The sequence below is a fragment of the Streptomyces sp. NPDC012935 genome, from assembly GCF_042900345.1.
GTDB lineage: Bacteria > Actinomycetota > Actinomycetes > Streptomycetales > Streptomycetaceae > Streptomyces.
Genome location: NZ_JBIBBC010000018.1, coordinates 22,577 through 44,332, shown reverse-complemented (window position 1 = coordinate 44,332; position 21,756 = coordinate 22,577). Strand labels below are relative to the sequence as shown.

General features: G+C 70.4%; 20 protein-coding genes and 2 pseudogenes. 12 read left to right on the top strand and 10 right to left on the bottom strand.

Features of this window, described 5'->3' with window-relative positions; genetic code table 11:
• Window positions 1-31 precede the first annotated feature (31 nt).
• The 4 genes and pseudogenes from ACFY5C_RS33020 to ACFY5C_RS33005 all read right to left on the bottom strand — a co-directional run bounded on the left by ACFY5C_RS33020 (window position 32) and on the right by ACFY5C_RS33005 (window position 4,153).
• Complete coding sequence (locus ACFY5C_RS33020; protein ID WP_389451317.1) at window positions 32-1,651, bottom strand: phytoene desaturase family protein; 1,620 nt, start codon at window positions 1,649-1,651, stop codon at window positions 32-34.
• The gene (locus ACFY5C_RS33015; RefSeq protein WP_389451314.1) at window positions 1,644-2,153 is read right to left on the bottom strand and encodes an SRPBCC family protein; all 510 of its coding nucleotides are present in this window, start codon (window positions 2,151-2,153) and stop codon (window positions 1,644-1,646) included. Before ACFY5C_RS33015 ends, ACFY5C_RS33020 begins: the two co-directional genes overlap by 8 nt.
• A 171-nt stretch (window positions 2,154-2,324) precedes the next feature.
• Window positions 2,325-2,925, bottom strand: a pseudogene (locus ACFY5C_RS33010) (flavodoxin family protein); the annotation flags it as partial.
• Between the two features lie 154 nt (window positions 2,926-3,079).
• Window positions 3,080-4,153 (bottom strand): alkene reductase, encoded by a 1,074-nt coding sequence (locus ACFY5C_RS33005; protein WP_389451311.1) that lies wholly within the window; start codon window positions 4,151-4,153, stop codon window positions 3,080-3,082.
• Window positions 4,154-4,269: 116 nt separating this feature from the next.
• On the opposite strand from ACFY5C_RS33005, the gene ACFY5C_RS33000 reads away from it, so the two are divergent.
• The gene (locus ACFY5C_RS33000; protein ID WP_389451308.1) at window positions 4,270-4,647 is read left to right on the top strand and encodes a MerR family transcriptional regulator; all 378 of its coding nucleotides are present in this window, start codon (window positions 4,270-4,272) and stop codon (window positions 4,645-4,647) included.
• 8 nt (window positions 4,648-4,655) lie between these two features.
• Here ACFY5C_RS33000 and ACFY5C_RS32995 read toward each other — a convergent pair whose 3' ends face one another.
• Window positions 4,656-5,507, bottom strand: coding sequence for an endonuclease/exonuclease/phosphatase family protein (locus tag ACFY5C_RS32995; RefSeq protein WP_389451305.1), 852 nt, complete (start codon window positions 5,505-5,507; stop codon window positions 4,656-4,658).
• 392 nt (window positions 5,508-5,899) lie between these two features.
• On the opposite strand from ACFY5C_RS32995, the gene ACFY5C_RS32990 reads away from it, so the two are divergent.
• Window positions 5,900-7,324, top strand: a complete 1,425-nt coding sequence (locus tag ACFY5C_RS32990; RefSeq protein WP_389451302.1) for a Gfo/Idh/MocA family protein — start codon at window positions 5,900-5,902, stop codon at window positions 7,322-7,324.
• Window positions 7,325-7,365: 41 nt separating this feature from the next.
• On the opposite strand, the gene ACFY5C_RS32985 is transcribed toward ACFY5C_RS32990, so the two are convergent.
• The 3 genes from ACFY5C_RS32985 to ACFY5C_RS32975 form a co-directional block, all read right to left on the bottom strand.
• On the bottom strand, window positions 7,366-9,459 hold the full coding sequence (locus ACFY5C_RS32985) for a SpoIIE family protein phosphatase (RefSeq protein ID WP_389451299.1): 2,094 nt from the start codon (window positions 9,457-9,459) through the stop codon (window positions 7,366-7,368).
• A 221-nt stretch (window positions 9,460-9,680) separates the two neighbouring features.
• Window positions 9,681-10,508, bottom strand: a complete 828-nt coding sequence (locus tag ACFY5C_RS32980) for a class I SAM-dependent methyltransferase (RefSeq protein WP_389451297.1) — start codon at window positions 10,506-10,508, stop codon at window positions 9,681-9,683.
• A gap of 354 nt (window positions 10,509-10,862) precedes the next feature.
• Window positions 10,863-11,285 (bottom strand): hypothetical protein, encoded by a 423-nt coding sequence (locus ACFY5C_RS32975; RefSeq protein ID WP_389451294.1) that lies wholly within the window; start codon window positions 11,283-11,285, stop codon window positions 10,863-10,865.
• 175 nt (window positions 11,286-11,460) lie between these two features.
• Between ACFY5C_RS32975 and ACFY5C_RS32970 the strand changes: the two are divergent.
• Window positions 11,461-11,676: pseudogene (locus tag ACFY5C_RS32970) on the top strand (IS5/IS1182 family transposase); the annotation flags it as partial.
• 18 nt (window positions 11,677-11,694) lie between these two features.
• On the opposite strand, the gene ACFY5C_RS32965 reads toward ACFY5C_RS32970, so the two are convergent.
• On the bottom strand, window positions 11,695-12,411 hold the full coding sequence (locus ACFY5C_RS32965; protein ID WP_389451291.1) for a FadR/GntR family transcriptional regulator: 717 nt from the start codon (window positions 12,409-12,411) through the stop codon (window positions 11,695-11,697).
• A gap of 239 nt (window positions 12,412-12,650) precedes the next feature.
• Between ACFY5C_RS32965 and ACFY5C_RS32960 the strand changes: the two genes are divergently transcribed.
• From ACFY5C_RS32960 to ACFY5C_RS32935, 6 genes are all read left to right on the top strand, one after another.
• The gene (locus ACFY5C_RS32960; RefSeq protein ID WP_389451288.1) at window positions 12,651-13,871 is read left to right on the top strand and encodes an aminotransferase class V-fold PLP-dependent enzyme; all 1,221 of its coding nucleotides are present in this window, start codon (window positions 12,651-12,653) and stop codon (window positions 13,869-13,871) included.
• A gap of 17 nt (window positions 13,872-13,888) precedes the next feature.
• Complete coding sequence (locus tag ACFY5C_RS32955) at window positions 13,889-15,190, top strand: ABC transporter substrate-binding protein (RefSeq protein WP_389451285.1); 1,302 nt, start codon at window positions 13,889-13,891, stop codon at window positions 15,188-15,190.
• A 2-nt stretch (window positions 15,191-15,192) separates the two neighbouring features.
• Window positions 15,193-16,176, top strand: coding sequence for a carbohydrate ABC transporter permease (locus ACFY5C_RS32950; RefSeq protein WP_389451282.1), 984 nt, complete (start codon window positions 15,193-15,195; stop codon window positions 16,174-16,176).
• Window positions 16,173-17,009 carry a carbohydrate ABC transporter permease gene (locus ACFY5C_RS32945; RefSeq protein WP_389451280.1) on the top strand — a complete coding sequence of 279 codons (837 nt, stop codon included), beginning with the start codon at window positions 16,173-16,175 and terminating at the stop codon, window positions 17,007-17,009. Before ACFY5C_RS32950 ends, ACFY5C_RS32945 begins: the two co-directional genes overlap by 4 nt.
• A 57-nt stretch (window positions 17,010-17,066) precedes the next feature.
• The gene (locus ACFY5C_RS32940) at window positions 17,067-17,945 is read left to right on the top strand and encodes a PhzF family phenazine biosynthesis protein (RefSeq protein ID WP_389451277.1); all 879 of its coding nucleotides are present in this window, start codon (window positions 17,067-17,069) and stop codon (window positions 17,943-17,945) included.
• Window positions 17,946-18,214: 269 nt separating this feature from the next.
• The gene (locus ACFY5C_RS32935) at window positions 18,215-18,967 is read left to right on the top strand and encodes an LPXTG cell wall anchor domain-containing protein (protein ID WP_389451274.1); all 753 of its coding nucleotides are present in this window, start codon (window positions 18,215-18,217) and stop codon (window positions 18,965-18,967) included.
• Window positions 18,968-19,094: 127 nt separating this feature from the next.
• Here the strand turns inward: ACFY5C_RS32935 and ACFY5C_RS32930 are convergent, their stop codons facing one another.
• Window positions 19,095-20,054 (bottom strand): GlxA family transcriptional regulator, encoded by a 960-nt coding sequence (locus tag ACFY5C_RS32930; RefSeq protein ID WP_389451271.1) that lies wholly within the window; start codon window positions 20,052-20,054, stop codon window positions 19,095-19,097.
• A gap of 167 nt (window positions 20,055-20,221) precedes the next feature.
• Here ACFY5C_RS32930 and ACFY5C_RS32925 point away from each other — a divergent pair, with 167 nt between their 5' ends.
• The 3 genes from ACFY5C_RS32925 to ACFY5C_RS32915 all read left to right on the top strand — a co-directional run bounded on the left by ACFY5C_RS32925 (window position 20,222) and on the right by ACFY5C_RS32915 (window position 21,689).
• Window positions 20,222-20,521, top strand: a complete 300-nt coding sequence (locus ACFY5C_RS32925; RefSeq protein ID WP_389451269.1) for a putative quinol monooxygenase — start codon at window positions 20,222-20,224, stop codon at window positions 20,519-20,521.
• Window positions 20,522-20,802: 281 nt separating this feature from the next.
• A complete protein-coding gene (locus ACFY5C_RS32920) occupies window positions 20,803-21,357 on the top strand; it encodes a PaaI family thioesterase (RefSeq protein ID WP_389451266.1) in 555 nt (184 codons plus the stop codon).
• Between the two features lie 17 nt (window positions 21,358-21,374).
• Window positions 21,375-21,689, top strand: coding sequence for a DUF4326 domain-containing protein (locus ACFY5C_RS32915; RefSeq protein ID WP_389451664.1), 315 nt, complete (start codon window positions 21,375-21,377; stop codon window positions 21,687-21,689).
• Window positions 21,690-21,756 lie beyond the last annotated feature (67 nt).

Genomic DNA, 21,756 nt, shown 5'->3' with positions numbered 1-21,756 from the left:
CGGTGCCTCCACGGCGCCGGTGTTGCGTGGGTCAGCGTTTGGTTCCGGTGCGGTCCCGCCGGCTCAGGAGCCGCTGGGCGCGTGCCAGGCCGGGTGGCCGGTGGCGGTGCAGCGCGGCCCGTGCGGCGTTGGCTCCCGGTGCGCCGTGCACGCCGCCGCCCGGGTGGGCTCCGGCGGAGGCCAGGAAGAGCCCTGGGACCGGGGTCTCGGGACGCCCGGTGCCGGGCACGGGCCGGAAGACGAGTTGCTGATGGATCGCGGTGGTGCCGCCGTTGATGGCTCCGCCGCTGAGGTTGCCGTCGAGGGCCTCGAGGGTCGGGGGCGCCAGAATGCGGCGGGCGCGGATCAGAGAGCGGAAGCCAGGCGCGAAACGTTCGACTTGGCGTTCGACCCGATCGGCCATGAGTTCCTGGTCCTTGGTGTCCCACCGCGCGCTGATGCCCTCGTCAGCGGCGTCGGCGGTGATCTCGCGGGGAACGTGCGTGTAGGCCCAGGCCGATTCGGTGCCCAGCGGCGAGCGTGAGGCGTCGGCGGTGGTCATCTGGCCGAACAGCAGGAAGGGTCGGTCCGGGACCTGCCGCATCGCGATCTGCGCGGCGAAGCGGGTGAGTTCGTCCATGCCGTCGGCGAGATGCACGGTGCCGGCCCGGGACGCCTGCTCAGCCTCCCAGGGCACCGGGCCGTCGAGCGCCCAGTCCACCTTGAACGTGGCGAAGTCCCACTGGAAACGACGCAGGTCGTCCAAAAGCTGCTCGGGCACATGCTCGGGTTCGAGCAGTTCGCCGTACAGGGCGGGCACCGACACGTCCGCGAGCACCGCCCGGCCGGCCGGCACCGCGTCACCGACAGACGTACGCACGCCGACGGCCCGCCCGCCGCGGACGACGATCCTTTCGACGCGCTGTCCGCAGCGCACGCCCCCGCCGCGGGCCCTCAGGCGCAGGGTCAGGGCCTGGGTCAGGGCGCCCGAGCCGCCGACGGGGACGGGAAAGCCGTACGTCTGGCCGAGCATGGCCATCAGCCAGCCGAAGCCGCCGCTGCCCGCCGACTCCGGGGCGAGGTCGGCGTGCAGCGCGTTGCCGGCCAGCAGCAGGCGGCCACCCTGACCGCGGAACTCCTCCTCCCCCATGCGGCGTACCGGCAGCACCAGGGAGCGTGCGATACGCAGTCCGCCCGCGGCCCGCAGCCGGAATGCCAGCCGCGCCGTCGCGCGGACGGGCGGGAAGGGGGTGAACAGAGCGTCCAGGAGGTCGGGGTGCAGGTGCTGCCACACGCCGTGCAGCCGCTCCCACGCGGCACCGTCACCCGGCGCGAAGGCCTCGAGGGACGCGGCAGTGGTGCCGACGCGCCGGTCCAGCAGGGCGCAGCGGCCGTCGGTGAGGGGATGCGCCAGCACACTGGGCGCGTGGCTCCACCGCAGCCCGTAGTCCTCGAGACGCAGGGCGGTCAGGACCGGCGAGGCGGCTGCGAGCGGGTAGAAGGAGCTGAAGATGTCGTTGACGAAATCCGGGTCGACGCCGCGGTCGTGACGCACCGCGCCGCCCGGCTCCGGCTGCTCCTCCAGCACTTCGACGCTCCACCCGGCGTCCACCAGCACGTTCGCGGCCACCAAACCATTGGGGCCGGCGCCGATCACCACCGCGTCAGGCACGGCCGGCTCCGTCCGCGTCCGGCACCGCCGGCGCGGCCGGCGCCCTGTGTGGGGCGCGGCGGGCGTCATGCGCCTCGCTCTCGCAGAGCCGGGCGAGGCGGGCGAGCATCGCCCGGTGGCGCAGTTGGATCAGCGCCTCGAAGCCCACGTTGTGCAGCCGGCCGCCCGCTCCCTGAAGGGGGTGCTCGTCCACAAGCACCAGGCACTTCTTTCCCCACGGGCGCAGCTCGATCGCGATACGTGCCGTGCCCAGCACGCCGGCGTGTGCCTCCAGCTCCATGGACACACCGGGCTCGCAGCGGCGGACAACCGTCTCGTTGAACAGCCGGACGGGGCCGATCCGGACCTCGTAGCGGATCGCCGCGTCGGTGTCCGGCCACCGCCCGCGTAGCGGCTCGGACCGCGAGGTCCCCACCACCCACTCCGCGTATCGGTTGCCGTCGGCGAGGACGGCCCACACGGCACTCGGACCGACTTGGATCAGACGGTGGCGAACGGCCACGGAGACCTCCAGGGGTGCCTCGGCCGGATTGCCCGGCAGTCACGCCCGAGTGCCCGCACATCACGGGTCAAACCGGTTCCATCCACCTCAATCGGCTGTCGTGGGAGGTGTCGGATTCTGCAGGAGTCCTGCGTCGCCCGGGGTGCCGTGGAGGGACGGCAGCAACCGGGAAGATGGTGGCGCCGGCAGAGGGTTCTCTGCCGGCGCCCGTGCGGCGTGGACCAGGTTGGAGGCCATCGCCCGGCCGGTCGAAGGTCGACCAGTCGTGACCGCGGTCGTCGTCGAGGTGGTCGGGACCGGGTCCCGGGCCGAGATGCCAGTACGTCCACGCCTGACCGGGAATGGTGTAGCCGATGTCGGCGAGGGCACCGCTGATCTCGCTGATGACGTGGTGGGCGCCGCCCTCGTTGCCGGTGACCTGGACGCCGGCGACGCGGTTGTAGGCGATGGGGCGCTGCTCGTCGTCGGTTTCGCCGAGCACGTCCATCCGCTCCAGGACGCGCTGAGCGACCGAGGAGGGACGGCCGAGCCAGGTCGGAGAGGCGATGACCAGAATCTGAGCCGACAGCAGCCTTTCGTGCACCTGGGGCCACTCGTCGCCGTTTCCCATGTCGCCCTGCACGCCGGGCTTGAGGTTCATGTCGACCGCCCGCACGACGTCCACGTCCACTCCGTGGCCTTTGAGCGCCTGGATGACCATGGCGGCGAGAGCCTCGGTGTTCGACGGCTGCGGAGAGGGCTTGAGAGCGCAGTTGATCACCAGGGCGCGCATGAAGCCACTCTCCCCCTGGGCCCACTGCCACGCCGGACAGGCCGCGCATCGGTTCACTCCCCCGCACCAGCCGGCACCGGCGGGCGCTCAGCGGCCGTGTCGCACCGCGGTCGCACGAGCGGGTCTCGTGATCGGCGCGGCCCGCGGCACGGCGTCAAGCCGAGTGCTGGTACGTCGAGTACGTGAGATATCCGTTGTCGCCGCCCTGGAAGTACGTCGCGTCGTCGACGGGAGCGATCGGGAGACCGGTGCGCAGGCGCTCCACCAGGTCGGGGTTGGCGATGAAAGCACGGCCAAAGCTGATGAGGTCTGCTCCCAGGCTGAGCCATCGGTCGGCGTCGGCTCGGCCGGTCTGCTTCGGGCCCATCGGCAGAACGGGGTTCATGACGAGGGTGCCGGACCAGCTTCGGCGCAGACCGAGAAGCGTCTCTTCGTCGGTCGTGGCCTCGAGGTGGACGTAGGCCAGGCCGAGCCGGGAAAGCTCGGTCAGGAGCGCGGTGTAGAGCTCGGCGACGTCGGTCTCCTCGACGCCCCAGAAGGTGCCTTGGGGAGAGAGCCGGATCCCGGTGCGGTCCGCGCCGATGGCTTCGGCGGTCGCGGCGGCCGCCTCGACGGCGAACCGGATCCGGTTGCGCACCGAGCCTCCGTACCGGTCCGTGCGCAGGTTGGCGTTGGAGGAGAGGAACTGTGAGATCAGATAGCCGTTGGCGCCGTGGAGTTCCACACCGTCGAAACCGGCGTCGACGGCACGGCGTGCGGCGTCCGCGTACGACCGGACGTGCTCGGGCACTTCGGCCGTGTCCAGGGCACGCGGAGTCGGTGCGGGCAGCGGCCCGTTGGGGGTGAACACCTCACCCACGGCCGCGATGGCCGAGGGGCCGACAGGCTGCATGCCGATGGTGTCCGGGTGCGAGACACGTCCGCCGTGCATGATCTGGGCGAAGATCCGGCCGCCGTTGGTGTGCACCGCATCGGTCACCGGGCGCCACGCGGCCACCTGCTGGTCGGTGTACAGCCCCGGAGTGCCGGGGTTGGACTGCCCGATCAGGCTCGGCTGCACCCCTTCGGAGACGATCAGGCCGGCCGTGGCCCGCTGGGCGTAGTAGCGCGCCATCGACGGCGTCGCCAGACCGTCCGCGGCGGCCCGGACCCGTGTCATCGGCGCCATGACCACGCGGTTGGGCAGTGTCAGGGCACCGAGCCGGTAACCGGAGAAAAGGGTCGTCACGTCATGTCTCCTTCGTGATCTGTCGTGCCCGTGTCCGGGCACGTCGATTACGCTAGAACCTGACATTGACGTCAGAGGCAAGGGTTGTGCTCCGGATCACAACGGGGAGGGGCGGCATGCGTATCGGCGAACTCGCGGCACGGGCCGGAGTCAGCGTCAGGTCGCTGCGCTACTACGAGGAACAGGGCCTGCTCTCGAGCACCCGCAGCGCCAGCGGGCAGCGGCACTACACGGAGCACCACGTCGAGCGCGTCACGTTCCTCCAACGGATGTACGCCGCGGGCCTGTCCAGCCGGACCATCTCCGAACTCCTGCCGTGCGTCGACGCGCCCAGCGAGGAGACGTCCGACGCCGCGCTGGAACGCATGGCCGAGGAACGCGACCGGCTCTCCGAGCACATCGAGGACCTCATCCGCACCCGGGAAGCCCTCGACACGTTGATGGCCACGAACCGGGCCCACCGAAGCCGCCTGAAGTCGGCTGCGACGAGCTGAGCCCGGGCTCAGGAGCCGGCGTCCTCATTCCGGCCCAGGTCGGCATACACCAGGTGGTGGTCCGAGTACGGACTGGGACGCACACGGTGCTCGAGCGGGGCGATGCCGCGCAGGAAGACGTAGTCGAACTTGGTCTGCCAGTCCGTGGTCGGCTCGCACGCGCCGACTGGCGAGGGATGACACTGGGTGTCCGTATCCGCGGCCAGGGCCCACATGCGGGCGAGTTCGGACGTGTCCGGCACTGCGTTGAAGTCGCCGAGAACGATCGCGCGGTCGTGCCGCGCGACGTCTGCGGCGAGTACGCCGACCTGGCGTGCCCGGACTGCCTCTTGACGTCGATGGGCGAGGTGGGTGTTGAAGACGCGGGCAGGTTGGCCGCCCACCGTGGTCGTGACCGCCATGTACCCACGGTCCTCCGATCCCCCGTCGGGGTACTCCATGCTCACGCGGTCCGTCATCGGCGCCGCCGACAGGACTGCCTGGCCGTAGGCCCCCGGACTCCACGGCACTCCCCCGCAGCGGCCCCAACTGCGAAGCACCGTCCCGTACTCGACGTGGTAGACCAGCCCGTGAAGGCTCCGCAGATACTCCCGGATCCTCTCGACGTCACGTACGCACGCTTCTTGCAGGCCGATGACCTGGGGCGCGTACGCGGCGATCTCCGCGGCCCGGTCGACGTTGCTCACCTCGCACGGGTTGCAGATGTTCCACGTCATGACCCGGTTCGGTACGACGTCCCTGACGGCTTCGACGGGCTGTGACCTGGCGAAGAGGGCACCGCTCGGTGCACTGGGGCCGACGAGGACCATGCAGGCCACGATCACGGCACCGGCGAACAACCGCGGGCCCCTTCCGAACACCTTCGCCTCCTCGATCTGGCTCCCCGTGGCATCTGACGTCTCCCTACACGAGGTTAGGCGACGCGGTTGTCCGCAACACCTGCTTGCGCATCTTCACCTGGCCCTTGTCAGACCCTGACCCGGGCTCCGGCCTCCGGCCTGAACCCGCCTTCAGCAGGCCGACGTTGACCGCCCTGGCCGACACGGCACCTGTCGGCAGCGGGACCGATCGGCCGACCGGACCGGTGCCCGCCCACTCCGCATCAATGCTTGATCCTGCTCGGAACTGCTCTCTATCGAGCACGTATTGACATGAACCGTCGAAGCCCGCAGAGTCATGCCCCGACAGTCCGGACAGTCCCCACAGTGCCCCGGCAGTGATGCAAGCCACCCCAGCGAGGAGTGTTGCCGTCATGTCCGAAACACCCGCTGTCTCACGCCGACTGCTCCTCGGCGGAGCCGTCGCCACGGGCGCGGCCGCGGTCGGGATGACCGCCGCGGCCCCGGCCGCGTCCGCCGCGACCGGACCGGTGCCCCGCCGCCGTCCGGGCCAGAAGTCGATGATCGGCGTGCCGTTCCAGGTCCACAGAACTGTCCGCGTCGGTGTCATCGGCCTGGGCAACCGCGGCGGAGGCATGGTCGAGGGCTGGGCGGCCGTGCCCGGCTGCACCGTGACCGCCGTCTGCGACATCCGCGCCGACCGCGCGCGACGCGTCGCCGACCGGCTGGTGAGCAAGGGCGAGCCCCGCCCCGCCGAGTACGGCGGATCAGCCGACTCCTACGCCCGAATGCTCCGACGCGACGACATCGACCTGGTGTACGTCGCCACGCCGTGGGAGTTCCACTACGAGCACGGCAGAGCCGCGCTGCTGAGCGGCAGGCACGCCGTGGTCGAACTCCCCGTCGCGACCGAACTGAGCCAGCTGTGGGACCTGGTCGACACCTCCGAGCGGACCCGCAGGCACCTGCTCCTCGCCGAGAACTGCAGCTACGGCCGCAACGAACTGGCCATGCTCAGGATGGCGCACTCCGGCCTGTTCGGGGACATCACCAACGGCCACGGCGGCTACCTGCACGACCTGCGTGAACTCCTCTTCTCCGACACCTATTACACCGACTCCTGGCGGCGCCTGTGGCACACCCGCAGCACCGCCTCCCTCTACCCCATGCACGGGCTGGCCCCGATCGCGGCGGCCATGGACATCAACCGCGGCGACCGGATGACCACCCTCGCCGCCACCGCGACCGCCCCGAAGGGACTGGCCGACTACCGCGAACGCTTCGTCCCCCGCGACCACCCGTCCTGGAAAGAGACGTACATCAACGGTGACCTGGTCACCTGCCTCATCGAGACCGACAAGGGCAGGATCATCCGGGCCGAGCACGAGGTGAGTTCGCCCCGGCCGTACAGCAGGATCAACAGCCTCGCCGGCAGCCGGGGGATCGTCGAGGACTACACCGGGCCCGCGCCGACGGGCGCGCGCGTCTATCTCGAACCGGACCACGGCGGCCACACCTGGCGCGACTTCGCCGACTACCGCAAGGAGTACGACCACTGGCTGTGGCGGAAGGTCGGTGACGACGCCGCGAACAACGGCGGCCACGGCGGCATGGACTACGTCCTGCAGTGGCGCACCGTCCAGTTGATGCGCGCAGGGCTGGTGCCCGACATCGACGTGTACGACTCGGCTGCCTGGTGCTCGGCGGTCCCGCTGAGCGCGGCGTCCCTGGCGAGGAACGGCCGCCCCGTCGAGATCCCGGACTTCACCCGCGGCGCCTGGACCGGCAAACGGCCCGGACTCGACTCCGGTCCCACGGACATGCCACCCGTCGGCTGACCCGATGCCCCGACCGGCCCGGCTCTCGGCCACGTAGTCGATCAGACCGAACTGTCGGACTCGCGGTCGGAGGACGGTGGCTGCTCGGCCCAGATCGTCTTCCCCTCCGTGCTGAAACGGGTCCCCCATGCCTGAGCCAACTGCGCGATGATGAACAGGCCTCGCCCGCCCTCGTCGACCGTGCCGGCGTGGCGCAGGTGTGGGGCGGCCGAGCCGGCGTCACGCATCTCGCAGGTCAGGGTGCGGTCATGGATGAGTCGCAGTTCGATCGGTGGTCTGCCGTACCGGATCGCATTGGTCACGAGTTCGCTGACGATGAGCTGGATGTTGTAGGCGGTCTCGTCATCGACGTTCCACGCGGCGAGCTGCCGGCGCGTACGGCGCCGGGCGTCGGCCACGGCCGTCGGCTCGGGGTCCAGTGACCATGTGGCGCAGCGGTCGGCGGGGAACGCCCGGGTGCGCGCGACGATCACCGCGGCGTCGCTGACGCCCAGATCGGCCGGCAGGGCGTAGACGAGGGCATCGCCGAGTTCCTGGAGCGGACGGTCGTCGTATTGGGACACCGCGGCCAACGGGCCCGGGAATTCGGCGAGATACGAAGTGAGGAGCGGGTCGCTGGCGAACACCAGGACGCTGCCGGCCGGTACGTCGATCTCGACGGCCGCGAAGGGCGCGCCCTCCGAACTCCCCAGCCTGGGCCCGGCCGGTGCGCCGGAGAGGGACACCGTCCCGTCCGGACGTACGACCAGGGGGGCCAGCCGGCCGGCCGCCGCCATCGTGCATACGCCGGTCAAAGGGTCGTGGACCGCGTACACACAGTCGGCGGTGAGCGCTTCCTGGCGCAGCGGATCGCCGAGCGGGAGGTGAGCCTGTTCAGCGGCGAGGCGCGCCGCCGTGTCGTGCAGACGGGCGAGCAGTTCGTCGGGGGCGAGGTCGAACACCGACAGGGAGCGTACGGCGGTGCGCAGCTGCCCCATGATCGCAGCGGCGTGCACACCGCGTCCCGCCACCTCGCCGACAGCGATCGCCGTGCGGGCACTCGACAGGGCGGTGGTGTCGTACCAGGCACCGGGATCGGCACCCGTGACGGAGAGGTAGGCGGTCTCCAGCCATGCGTGGGCTTCCGGACGGCGGGGCAGCAGTTGACGCTGAACCGTGGCGGCGATCGTGTGTTCACGTGTGTAGCGCCGGGCGTTGTCGATGCACAGTGCGGTGTGCGTGGCCAACTCGACGGCGAGCGCACGGTCGTCCTCGTCGAATGCCGGCGAGTGCTCCGTGCGGTACAGGCTCACGATCCCGAGGGCGGCGTCACGCAGGATCAGTGGAACCACGAGAAGGGAGTGGGCTCCCGATGACGGGATCGCCTCCGCGAGTGCCGGATCGGCGGCCAGCCAGGGGGCGTCCGGTTGCAGCTGGACCACCCTCGGGCTCAGATCGGCCAGGGCCTGGGTGAAGGGCGTCGGACCCGCGAGGCGGCGGATGTCGCCCACCGAACGGGCACGCGGCGGCCGTATCCCGGCACCGTGGAACGCAGTGCGCATGACGAGCGTGCCGGTCGGCGGCGGGGCGAGAGGCGGGTCGTCGCCGCGGAGCACGGCGTCCACCACGTCCACGATGGCGACGTCGGCGAACGCGGGGACCACGGCCGCGGCAAGTTCTTCGCCGATCAGAGCCGGCTCCAAGGTGCGTCCCACCCGCTCCCGCACCGCGTCGAGCATCCTGATTCGGGCGTGACCTCTCTCCCGTTCGGTGACGTCGACCGCGGTGACCGCCACCCCGAGCACCGACCGGGGCGCGTCTTCCAGGCGCAACGCGCTGATCTCGAAGTCCCGCCCCTGTGGATCCCCGTCGACATGCGCTCGGACGATGCGTTGCCGCACCGGGACCCCGGTGTCGAGCACTCCTCTCAGCACCGCCTCCACGTCGTCATCCACGACGCTGTAGACGTCACGGACCGAGCGTCCCCTGAGGTCGTCCTTGGACAGGCTCCGCATCAAAGGAGTGGCGGTGTTGACGCGCAGCACTCGCAGGTCCGTGTCAATGAGGTGGAGCCCGATCGGGGACTGCGTGAACAGCGCCTCCAGCATCAAGGCGGCTGCCTCGTCGACGCGCCCGCCGGGATCCCTGTGCGCCACGGGACCCACCTCCGAGGTACTGCGATCTCTCGGGGGTCGGCTGCCCCTTGTCCCAGCGTGCTCCACGGGCGGCAGGACCGCACCCGCAGACCGCCCGCAGGAAACCGCTCGGGGTCTCGCCCAGCTCTCCCTCTCCGGTGCCGCACGGTCCAAGATCGGCGGGTCGTCAGATCGGTGCGCCGGCCGCTCAGGCACCGGAGAGGGAGAGCTGGGCGAGGTCCCTAGAGCCTTCCGGCCTCGGGTTTCCATCCCCACGCGGTGAGCATGCCGGCTGACAGCGCGGCGCACTCCTGCGAGTCCAGGTACCGGATCGCCGTTTCGATACCCGCGTCGTCGACCAGGCCCGTGGCGAGCATCGCCGCCCTGCTGCGCTCCCAGGTGTCCGCCCAGAAGCGGCTGATGGGGCTGCCCGGCACCAGCGGCGGCACATGGATCTCGGCAGCGACAGGCACGAGCCCCGCCCCTCGCAGCAACTGCGGGTACGACGGCACCCAGGAGACATCGGTCCCGATGGTGGCCCGCAGCCCTTTCCACATCGCGCGCATCACCGCGGTGTACGGCGTGCTGGGCGTCCGGTCGCTCGTCAGGTCGACCGCGTCGCTGAGCACCAGCACCCCGCCGGGCGCGACCAGGTCGGCGAGCGTTGTGATCAGCCGGTCGTGCTCGGCCAGGTGCATCAGCACGAATCGCGCGTGGACGAGCCGGAAGGTGCCGCGGACGAAGTCCGGGGCCGTAAGGTCTGCTGCCAGCACGTCCAGCCCGGGCATGGGCCGCTCGGCCAGGAAACGTACGTCCCGGTCCACGGCCAGCACGCTGTCCACCCCGGCCTCGCCCAACAGCCGCCGGGAGACCGTGCCCGTTCCGGCGCCGACGTCCAGGCAGCGCCAGCCCTGGCCGACCCCCAGCGCCCGCAGGCGTCCCATCGTGATGTCGTCGTAGGCGAGCGCACCGAAGTCGATGCGCTCACCCTCCCCCGCCTGCTCGGGACGGAAGACGTCCTGTCCGTACCGGCCACCGCCGGGCGCGCCGTCTCCCTGGGCGGCAGTCACGCCGCCGCCCGCGTGGCAGGGACAGTGCGACCAGGTTCGCCGGGCTTCACGCCCCGGACCCGAGCGAGCCCCCTCCTGCGGGTGAGCCGGCCGAGGAGCAGGTGCGCCCGAGCGGCGAGGATGGCTTCCTCCAACGGCTTCATGACCGACCTCTTCACGCAGTCGAGCGATACCGGGGCGGGCCGTCCCCCGGCCGCCGTCCCACCGATCCTCCGCCTCAGGCCGCCTGCGCAGTCAAGGCGCGCCGGGCCCCGAGCCGAACGGCCCAAAGAAGGCCGCTGCCCGAACGCGGCCTCCGCACCGCTCGGCGCGGTCCCAGCCGCTCGGGCGGCAGATCCGCAGGTACCTGTCGGCTCACACCCCCGTGAGCCCCGGTGTCCAGCGCCCGGACCGCGTCGTCCGTGCGAGCAGCACCAATGTGCCCGCCGCCGCGCCCGCGACCCCCAGTACTCCGGCGACCCGCCTGCTCTCGGAGGACAGGAAGCTGCGTGAGGAACGCCAGGACAGCGCCGACCAAGTCGACTGAGCCGACAGCACCGAGCCGGTGCTCAGCCACGACCCGAAGGACAGCAGCGACAGGCTGGAACCGATCGAGCCGACCGACAGTGCGCTGCCGATCGAGCCGATGGAGAGAGCCGACCCGACGGAACCGATGGACAGCACCGATCCAACCGAACCGATCGACAGCACGGAGTCCTGCGACCACAGGGACAGCACTGCATTGGTGGCGGAGGCGCCCGGTCGGGCCGGGGCCTGGGCCTGGTACGGCTTGCGCATGGACAGCATCCTGCCCGCGGACCCATGCACCTGCCAACCGGACCCGGACCAGCCTCACCCTCGAGTCGGCCGTAGGGCCGACGGTACGGAGAGGGCTCCCAGCGGGAGGAACATCTTCACGCTCAGGTGGCGCGGGTCCACCAGCCGGGGGCCGAGGAAGGCCATCCGCCGCCCCATCGACGCCGACAGCGGCCTGGTCGTCGTGGTCGGCCGACCGGTGCCCGGCAACCGCGATGACTGCAAGGCATGGGTGGAATCCGGGGCCAAGGCCGCCGTCGGCAACACCATGACGATCGCAGACGGCGGCTGTCCCGGCACCGGCCTCGTGCTGCCGCACCGCCGCCGGGCCGACGAGGAACTCCCCGACTGGAAGCAGGAGTACAACCGCTCGTTTTTAAGGGACAGCCCTTTAGCCGTCGTCCGCTCCGTCCAGGACGTCCGTCTCCTCGATCGGCGGCATGAACGCCCGCAGCCACCGCTCGGTCTGGGCGACGTGCGCCTGCGCCGCGCCGGCCGCGGCGACGGGGTCGCGGTCGGCGATGGCGGTGGCCAGGACACGGTGGTCGTCGTCGCTCTTCCTGCGCAGTTCAGGGCCCTCGGGCAAGGTGAAGACCTGGTATTTGCGGGAGCGGGCGCGGAAGACCGCCAGGAGGGTGGCCAGGGTGGGGTTGCCACCGACGCGGGCGATCTCGGCGTGGAAGCGGTGGTCGAGTTCGGAGGCCTTGGTGGGGTCGCTCGTGGCCTCCATGTCCTCGATGAGCGAGAAGAGCGTGCGCACCGCCTCCGGGGTGCACCTGGCCGCCGCCTGGGCGGCGACGTGGGCCTCGAGGACGCGCCGGATCTCGTAGACCTCCAACAGGCCCGACAGCGGGAGGAGTTCGAGCGTCAGGGAGAGACTGCCGATCACATCCTCGGGCCTCAGCTGTGAGACGTACGTGCCCGAGCCGTGCCGCGGCTCGATGACGCCGAGGGCCGCAAGCATCCGTACGGCCTCGCGCAGCGATCCCCGTGAGACGCCCAGTTCCTCGCAGAGGTCCCCCTCGGGCGGAATGCGCTCACCCGGGCCGAGCCGCCCCGACGCGATCATGTGCCGTAGGCCGTGGAACGCCCTCTCGACTGCGGACATCCGTCCCCTCTTCCTCCCCTGACGGGACAGCGATCATGCCGCGGTCCCCTCGTAGCACTGTAGCGAGGTGTGGCGAGTCATCAGATGTGTCGGTTGCGTACCGCCGGAAAGTCATCTGATGACTTTCACTGTACGACCCTTGTTTCCGTCGGAGAAGCTGTGCAGGATGCCGAGTCATCAGATGTGTCCGGCGGAGTCCGACCTTCCGTCGGCCCGCCCCTGCCCAGATCTGGAGACCTGTGAGCGAGACCGAGGTGACCACCGCGCCGCGCCCTCTGCTGCTGGCGGACGGCCGGCCCGCCGACCGGGCGTGGTCGCTGGATCCTGCCCTCAAGCACCTGAACCACGGCTCCTTCGGGGCGGTTCCACTCGTGGCGCAGGAGCGGCAGGAACTCCTGCGTGTGGAAATGGAACGCTCGCCCGTGGTGTGGTTCCCGGCGCTCCCCCAGCGGCTCGCCGCCACGCGGGTCGAGCTCGCCGAGTTCCTGCGCGCCAGCCCCGGGGACCTCGCCCTGGTGCCCAACGCCAGCGCCGGCGCGAGCGTCGTCTACGCCGCTCTCACCCTCCGCCGGGGCGGGGAGATCGTCGTCACCGACCACGGCTACGGGGCTGTGACCATGGGTGCCGAGCGGTTTGCACGTCGGTGGGGCGGCCGGGTCCGTACTGCACGGGTGCCGCTGGACGCGGACGCGGACCAGGCGTACGAGGCCGTGATCGACGAGTTCGGCGAGGCCACCGAGCTCGTCGTCGTCGACCAGATCACCTCGGCGACCGCGCGCCGCCTGCCCGTGGAACGCATCGGAGCGGAGGCCCGGCGGCGAGGCATCCCCGTCCTCGTCGACGGCGCGCACGCGCCCGGGCTCCTCGCCGCCCCGCTCGCCGACGCGACCTACGACTTCTGGACCGGCAACCTGCACAAGTGGGGCTGCGCCCCGCGCGGTACCGCGGCTCTGGTGGCCCGCGGCCCGTTGCGCGAGGGCCTGCACCCCCTCATCGACTCGTGGGCCGCAGCCGATCCCTACCCCGACCGGTTCGACCAGCAGGGCACCGTCGACGCCACCGCCTACCTGGCCGCGCCGACGTCCCTCGCTCTCATCGAGCGCACCTGGGGCTGGAGCGCCGCCCGCCGCTACATGGACGAGCTGGCCGACTACGGCGCCCGCGTCATCGGCGCCGCGTTTGCCCGACTGACCGGCGAGGACACCGCGGTCGACGTCGGCATGCCCGTTCCCGGCATGCGCCTGGTGCGCCTCCCGGACGGACTCGCCGCCCACCGGATCGAGGCCGACGCCCTGCGCGACCGGGTGGCCCTCGAACTGGGCGTGGAGGCGGCCTTCACCAGCTTCGACGGCGTCGGATACCTGCGCCTGTCCGCCCACGTCTACAACACCGCCGCCGACTACGAGTACTTCGCCGAGGAATGCGTCCCCGCCCTCGGCACGTGGGCACGAGAGAACTGAAGGAAGAGGTCAGCACAATGAGAAGAAGGACGGCAGCTCTCGCGCTCGGCACCGCCGCCGCGATGGTCCTGACCGGCTGTTCCACCATGAGCCCCGAGGCGAGTGGAACAGTCACCCTCAACATGGTCGAGAGCCTGACGAACCCGACCCGCACCGACCTGCTCAAGGACCTCATAGCCGACTTCGAGCAGAAGAACCCCAAGATCAAGGTCAATCTGGTCTCCCCGCCCACCGAACAGGCCGACCAAAAGCTCCAGCAGATGCTCCAGTCCGGCAGCGGGGTGGACGTCCTGGAGGTCCGCGACATCACCGTCGGGCCCTGGTCGAACAACGGCTGGCTCTACGACATGAAGAAGGACCTCGACGGCTGGAAGGGCTGGGAGGCGATGACGGAGAACGCCGTCAACGCCTCCCAGGACGCCAAGAACAGGACGTACTTCGTCCCGTACGGCTTCTACGGCCTGAGCCTCTTCTACCGCACCGACCTGATCAAGGACGCGGGCTTCAGCAAGCCGCCGGCCACCTGGGCGGAACTCGTGGAGCAGGCCTCCGCCATTCACGACCCGGCCAAGCGGCGCTACGGCTACGCCTTCCGGGGCGGCGCCAACTCCAACAGCAACGCCACCGCCGCCATCGAGGCCTACCTCGCCGACCAGGTCGACCCGGCCAACGGCTTCAAGCTCAAGAGCGGCCGTACGATCTTCTCCGCCCCCGAGGCGCAGGACGCCATGGACGACTACCTCAAGCTCTTCAAGCAGGCGTCCCCCAAGTCGTCCGTCTCCTGGGGCTACCCGGAGATGGTCGAGGCCTTCTCCAACGGTTCGACGGCGTTCCTGCTCCAGGACCCCGAGGTGATCGCCACCGTCTCGGAGTCCAAGTCGATCTCGAAGGGCCAGTGGGGCACCGCGCCGCTGGTGGCCGGGCCGGGCGGCAAGACGGTGCAGCCGCTGGCCACCGCCGGGTGGGGTGTCGCCGAGGGCAGCGGGCACAAGGCCGAGGCCGTGAAGCTGGTCGAGTTCCTCTCGCAAGGCGAGGCGTCCACGACGTTCACCAAGAAGAACAGCCTGGTGCCCATCCTCAAGTCCGCGACCAGCGACCCCTTCTACAAGACCGGCCCCTGGTCGAGCTACGTCACCATGACCGAGCAGCCCGACAAGTACCTCGTCGTCACCCAGCCCCGAGGCGTCACCTGGTGGGCCGAGTGGCAGCAGAAGGCGGACGCCGACGTGCAGAAGCTGATCCTGGGCAAGACGACGCCCAAGAAGCTCCTCGCGGGCTGGGACGCGTACTGGACCGAGAAGTGGCAGCAGGAGCAGTAGGCATGCCCGTCACGTTCACCACCACGGCGAAGACGAAGGGGCCCGGCAGGGGGGAGGCCTCCCGCAAGCGCGGTCTCCCCCAAGGGGGCGGCCGGAGGCGGGAGTTCACCACCCGGCGGGGCCTGCAGATCGCCGCCTTCATGGCGCCGGCCGCGGTCTTCGTAGCGGTCTTCACCTACTACCCCATGATTGCGGGCGGCCAAATGGCCTTCCGCAACTGGAAGTTGACCGACCTCACGGACACCTCATGGGTCGGACTGAAGAACTTCAGCGATGTGTTCGCCGACCCCGCCTGGGGCACCGTGCTGGGCAACACCGGGGTCTGGGTGGTCGGCTCGATCGTCCCGCAGCTGGTGATCGGCTTCGCCCTCGCCCTGTGGCTGCGCCGCCACTTCCGCTTCCGAGGCCTCTACCAGGCGCTGATCTTCTTCCCCTGGGCGATCTCCGGATTCCTCATCGGCATCCTCTTCCGCTGGCTGTTCAACAGCGAGTTCGGCGTCGTCAACGACCTGCTGCAGAAGGCCGGTCTGATCGACGAGCCGATCGCCTGGCTGGCGGATCCGAAGACGGCGATGGTGGCCGTGCTCATCGCCAACATCTGGTACGGCGTCACCTTCTTCGCGATCATGATCCTGGCCGCGCTCCAGTCGATCCCCGACGAGCTCTACGAGGCGGCGGCGCTGGACGGCGCGAGCAGGACACGCACGCTCTTCCAGATCACCATCCCGTACATCCGCACCACGCTGGCCCTGACCGTGCTGCTGCGGGTGATCTGGATCTTCAACTTCCCCGACCTGATCTTCGGCATGACCGGCGGCGGGCCGAACAACGAGACGCACATCGTGACCACCTGGATGATCAAGATCACTCAGCAGGGCGACTACGGCAGGGCCTCCGCGCTCGGCCTCCTCGTGGTGGCCGCGCTGCTGGTGTTCGCGGTGTTCTTCCTCATGGCCACACGCGAGAAGAAAGGAGTGAGGCCGTGATCGGCAAGGAGTCCGCGGCGGGCCGGGCCGTCAAGTTCACGTTCCTCGGCGTGTGGTTGCTCTTCACCGTCTTCCCGCTCTACTGGATCACCGTCACCTCGCTCAAAGCACCCGGTGACATCTTCCGCTTCCCGCTCGCCTACTGGCCCGAGCGTTTCTCCCTGGAGAACTACAGCGGCCTGTTCGGCACGGCCGACTTCGGGACGTACCTCACCAACAGCCTCGTCGTCTCCACCGTGGCCGGCGCGACGGCCACGGCGATCTCGATGCTCTCCGCGTATGTGCTGGCCCGCTTCGAGTTCCGCTCCAAGTCCGCGCTGCTGATGGCCGCGCTGGTCACCCAGATGATCCCGTCGTTCATCGCACTGGGGCCGCTCTACCTGCTGATGACCGACCTGAAGCTGGTCGACAACCGCTTCGGCCTGACCCTCGTCTACGTCGCGGTGTGCATCCCCTTCTGCACGGTGATGCTGCGCGGCTTCTTCGAGAACATCCCGGACGCGCTGGAGGAGGCCGCCATGATCGACGGCCTGTCCCGGTTCGCGGCGCTGTTCCGCGTCCTGCTGCCGGTGATGCGTCCGGGCATCGTCGCTGCCTTCATCTTCAACTTCGTCAACTGCTGGAACGAGCTGTTCCTGTCCGTGACGCTCATGAACAGTGACAGCAACAAGACCGTACCCACGGCCCTGAACGGCTTCATCTCCAGCTTCAACATCGACTGGGGCTCGATGTCCGCCGCGGCCGTTCTCACGATCCTGCCCACCATGCTCCTGTTCGCCTTCGCCAGCCGCCACATCGTCCAAGGGCTCACGTCGGGGGCGGTGAAGGGCTGAGTGGGAGGCGGGCCGGCGGCGGGAATGGCCGCGGACCAACCCTGCGTTGCCAGGATCATGACGACGAACTCGCCGCAGCAGCCCGAGGTGCTGCGCTACACCGCCTTCTCGAGCACCGCCGACGGCGGAAACCCCGCCGGCGTCGTTCTGGACGCCAGTGGCCTGGACGACAACGACATGCTGGCCATCGCCGCCGACCTCGGATACTCGGAGTCCGCGTTCCTGACCGCGCCCCCGGAGGGCCTCGCCGGCCAGGCGGGACGGGCGTACACCATCCGTTACTTCAGCCCCAAGGCCGAGGTGCCGTTCTGCGGGCACGCCACCGTCGCCACAGCCGTCGCGCTCGCCGAACGGTTCGGCTCCGGGGAGTTGGTGTTCGCGACGCGCGCGGGCACCGTGCCGGTGGAGGTCAGCGACGAGGGCGGGTCGCTCAGGGCCACGCTCACCAGTGTCGAGCCGCACATCGAGGAGATCGCGGACGCCGACCTCGCGGAGGCACTCGCCGCGCTCGACTGGCCGGCCGCCGATCTCGACCCGGCCTTCCCACCCCGTGTCGCCTTCGCCGGCGCCCGCCATCTCGTTCTCGCGGCCGCGACGCGTGCCCGCCTCGCGGATCTCCGGTACGACTTCACGCGCCTCGAAGCCCTGATGCACCGCCTGGATCTGACCACCGTTCAACTGGTGTGGCGGGAGTCCCCCACCGTGTTCCACGTCCGCGACCCATTCCCCGTCGGTGGCGTCGTCGAGGACCCGGCAACCGGCGCCGCCGCGGCCGCGTTCGGTGCTTACGCCCGCGAGCTGGGCCTGATCGGGGAGGACGCCGTCCTCACCCTGCACCAGGGCGCGGACTTGGGCCGCCCCGGCGAACTCACCGTGACGCTACGAGCCGGTGACCGGCGGATCCGAGTCGGTGGCACGGGGACGCGCATCGACTGAGAGCACCGGTCACAGGCCCTCCCCCGCCGGATTCATCTCCGGCGCGGGAGGGCCTATTTGCTTTGGGGTCAACTGACCCCACGGGCGGACGATTGGGTTAATTCCGGAGCAGTACAAGCATTTCAGCACCTGCGAACCTTCACCGTTCGTGCACAATTTGCGCGTCGCGGCGAGTTCGAAGGTGCAGCGTCACGTTCGCACCGGCCGCGACCCTGCCGTCCGAGAGAAAGACAACGAGAGTGCGACAGATCCTCAGCAGGGCATTGGCCGTGGCCGCCACCACAAGCGCCCTGTCCCTGTGCGGCACATGGGCGTTCGCGGCCCACGATCCACAAGGCACGGAGGCGGATGCGCCCGCCGCGCCGTCGAGCCGTGCGTTCCAGTGGGACTTCCCGGACGAGCCGTTCGACGTCAAGCAGTTTGACGCCATGCACTCCAAGGTCGAAGACACCATGTCCCGGTTCGACAAGATGTGGGGCCAGGACCCGCAAGGCACGTCCGGACACCACACAGGAGAACCGTCCACCAACGACCGTGGGACGCCGCACGGCCCACGGGAGTCGTCCGGATACGGACCCGAGGAACCGTCCGGGTACGGACCGTCGGAACCTTCGGGGTACGGCCCGGACGAACCGACCGGGTACGGCCCGAAGGAACCGACGGGGTACGGCCCGGACGAACCGACGGGGTACGGTCCGGACAAACCGACGGGGTACGGTCCGGACGAACCGTCCGGGTACGGCCCTGATGAACCGACCGGGTACGGCCCGGACGAACCAGCCGGGTACGGCCCCGAGGAGCCGCCCAAGCCCACACCCACGTCTCCGCCGCCGCACACCACCCCGCCGGCCTCACCCTCGCCGACACCGACCGGGCACGCACCCGAGAAGCCGACCCCGCCGGGGGAGATGCCCGACACCGGCATCGACGAGGGTGTCCTGGCCGCCATGGCCGGCGGCGGAGCGCTGCTGGCCGCCGGGACCTTCCTGTACCGGCGAGGCCGGGCAGCGTCCCGCCGCTAGCGCATCACAAGCCGGACGCCACCTGCGGCGGCGCGGAGCCGATGTCTGCTCCGCGCCGCCGCAGGTGTGTGCACCAGCCGCCGCGCCGATTCCGCGCACACGACCACTCCCCCGGCCGGCCCGGAACTCATCGCCCTCGCAGGGAACTCGCCGTCGCTCCTGTGCGTTCGCGGAGCAGGATGCGCAGGGTGTTGGCGTGTTCGTAGCCAACCTTGCGGGCGATGGCTTCAAGCGGCAGGTCCGTTGTCCGCAGCAGATGTGAGGCGTGCTCGACGCGGAGGTCCTGGACGAAGCGGACGGGTGAGGTACCGAGCGTGCGACGCACGATGCGCTGGAGCGTGCGTTCGCTGACGCCGAGGGTGCGCGCCGCGTCAGCGATCGAGATCGGCTGGTCCAGGTGCACCCGGGCCCAGCGCTCGAAGGCCGCGAGCGTGGGATCGCTCTGCGCAAGGGCGGAGGTGATCGTGTACGCCGCCTGCGACGGCCGCTCGTCGACGACGAGGTAGCGCGCGACCAGATCCGCGAGGGCCGGGCTGCTCATCCGTACGATCGCGAGCGCGAGGTCGACGTGCCCGAACGCCGCACCGGCCGTGGTCACCCCGTCGGACATGGTGACCATGCGGGTCTCGTCGACGGTCACCGCCGGATAGCGCTGACGGAAGTACGGTGCGAGCCACCAACTCGTCGTGGCCCGGCGCCCGTCCAGCACCCCCGACTCGGCCAGCAGGAACGTGCCCGTGCAAGCGGACGCGATGGGGATGCGACGTTCGCGTGTCGCGGCCACCAGGCGTCGTACCGGCTCGGCGGCCGGACCCGACACATGGGCGATCAGGGCGTCGGGCCGTCGTTCGGCCAGGGCGGGCACCAGCAGCAGGTCGGCCTTCTTCGCCGTGTCCATGGGGAGGGTCTCGACCAGATGCCCTGCTCCGGTGCGGATCCGGCGGCGGAAGCCGATCGTGGAGACCTTCCAGGCGGGCGGTGGTGTGGGGAGTTCCTCGCGCATGGCGTTCGCCCCCTCGATCACGTCGAGCAGGGCGGAGAGCCCGGAGTCGAACACACCGTCGTATGCCAGTACAGCTACATCCATGACGGAAACCGTATCGGACGCGTCGTTTCCGACGCTGGGCGAGGCGGCTGCGGCGGCCTAGTTTTGTGGTGTCCGGACGACATCCGGTGCCCGGTACCAGCACCGCACGTTCGCCGATGACCAGAGACAACAGCACGTTCAGCCATGACCACAGACAGGAATGCAGCATGACGAAGCTGGGGCTGCTGGCCCGGATCGAGGCCAAGCCGGAGTTCGCCGGGGAGGTGGAGGCTCTGCTGCGGGACGCCGTCCGACTGGCGCAGCAGGAGGAGCACACCGTCACCTGGTTCGCGTTCCGGCAGGGCGCGACCACCTTCGGGGTCTTCGACACCTTCGCCGACGAGCAGGGGCGTCAAGGACACCTTCAGGGCAAGATCGCCGCCGCGCTGATGGGGGCCGCCGAGACCATGCTCAGTGAGGCACCGGACATCCGGCCGGTCGACCTCCTGGCGGTCAAGCTTCCCTGATCCCACCAGCCGGGCGGCCGCGCGCGGGCCGGCGGGGGCGGCCGCCGCCCCCCCCCCCCGGGCGCCCCGGCGCCCGCGCCGCCCCGGCGCCCCGGGGGGGTGGGCCGGCGGGGGATACCCAGGGCCCGCCCCCCCCCCACCCCGCCAAACACCCCCCCACCCCCCCCCCCCCCCCCCCCCCCCCCCCCCCCCGCCCCGCCCCCCCGGCTCCCTGCACGCAGGTACGCATCGGCCACGGCTCCGACCGGGCCGACAGTGGTAGACCGAGGAAGAGAGAGACCATGGCCCAGCCCGCTACCAAGGGCGGCAGCACAACCGGCGACGGGGTGCCCTCCGCCCGATCCCGCTCACGTACGCACACCTGGCAACCGCCGGCGAGCTACGCGGCAGCCGACGGCCATACGGGCATCGAGCTGGCCCGTATGAGCCTGGACGGTCGTCTGCCCGAGGCCCCGATCTGCACCACCCTCGGATTTCGCCTGGTGGCGGTCGAGGACGGGCAGGCCGTCTTCGAGGGCGAGCCGGGAGAACATCTCTTCAACCCCATGGGCACGGTCCACGGAGGCTTTATGGCCACCCTCCTCGACTCCGCGCTCGGCACCGCCGTGCTGACCGCCCTGCCGGCCGGCCGTGCCTACACCACCGTCCAGCTCGGTGTGAACCTGGTCAGGCCGGTACTCGACACCACTCCCACGCTGCGCTGCGAGGGCACCGCCGTCCACGTCGGTCGCACCACCGCGACCGCGCAGGCCCGGCTCGTCGGTGCAGCCGACGGCAAGCTGTATGCGCACGGGACCGCCACCTGCGCCGTCTTCCCACTGCCCGGCGCGGACTGAGGGTGCCTATGAACGACGTGAACCGGACGACGGTCGTCAACATGAAAGGGCATCGCGACGATCCGGACTACGCGGACGTCGTCTACGTCGGGCGCGCGATGCACCGCGGCGGATGGCATCTCGATGCCTCACCGCTCGCCAGTCCCTTCCGGCCCGGCCGGGACGGCACCCGGGAGGCGGTGATCGACAAGTACCGGGCCCATCTGCTGAGCCGCCCGGATCTGCTCGAACTGCTGCCCGCCCTCCGTGGCCGCAGGCTCGGCTGCTGGTGTGTCCCTCAGCCGTGCCACGCGCAGGTCATCGCCGAGTTGGCCGACTCGCTCGCGCCATAGTGCGCCGGTCCCGGACCCGGTCGGCCCCGCACGCGGTCGGCCCCGGGCCCGGCGGGTCCCGGACCCG

Bases quoted from the DNA above. Each gene is read 5' to 3' on its own strand.
- ACFY5C_RS32955 (WP_389451285.1), top strand. From the start codon at position 13,889: ATGAGAAGAAGGACGGCAGCTCTCGCGCTCGGCACCGCCGCCGCGATG.
- ACFY5C_RS32965 (WP_389451291.1), bottom strand. From the start codon at position 12,411: ATGTCCGCAGTCGAGAGGGCGTTCCACGGCCTACGGCACATGATCGCG.
- ACFY5C_RS32940 (WP_389451277.1), top strand. From the start codon at position 17,067: ATGACGACGAACTCGCCGCAGCAGCCCGAGGTGCTGCGCTACACCGCC.
- ACFY5C_RS32990 (WP_389451302.1), top strand. From the start codon at position 5,900: ATGTCCGAAACACCCGCTGTCTCACGCCGACTGCTCCTCGGCGGAGCC.
- ACFY5C_RS32925 (WP_389451269.1), top strand. From the start codon at position 20,222: ATGACGAAGCTGGGGCTGCTGGCCCGGATCGAGGCCAAGCCGGAGTTC.
- ACFY5C_RS32975 (WP_389451294.1), bottom strand. From the start codon at position 11,285: ATGCGCAAGCCGTACCAGGCCCAGGCCCCGGCCCGACCGGGCGCCTCC.
- ACFY5C_RS32950 (WP_389451282.1), top strand. From the start codon at position 15,193: ATGCCCGTCACGTTCACCACCACGGCGAAGACGAAGGGGCCCGGCAGG.
- ACFY5C_RS32930 (WP_389451271.1), bottom strand. From the start codon at position 20,054: ATGGATGTAGCTGTACTGGCATACGACGGTGTGTTCGACTCCGGGCTC.
- ACFY5C_RS32920 (WP_389451266.1), top strand. From the start codon at position 20,803: ATGGCCCAGCCCGCTACCAAGGGCGGCAGCACAACCGGCGACGGGGTG.
- ACFY5C_RS33000 (WP_389451308.1), top strand. From the start codon at position 4,270: ATGCGTATCGGCGAACTCGCGGCACGGGCCGGAGTCAGCGTCAGGTCG.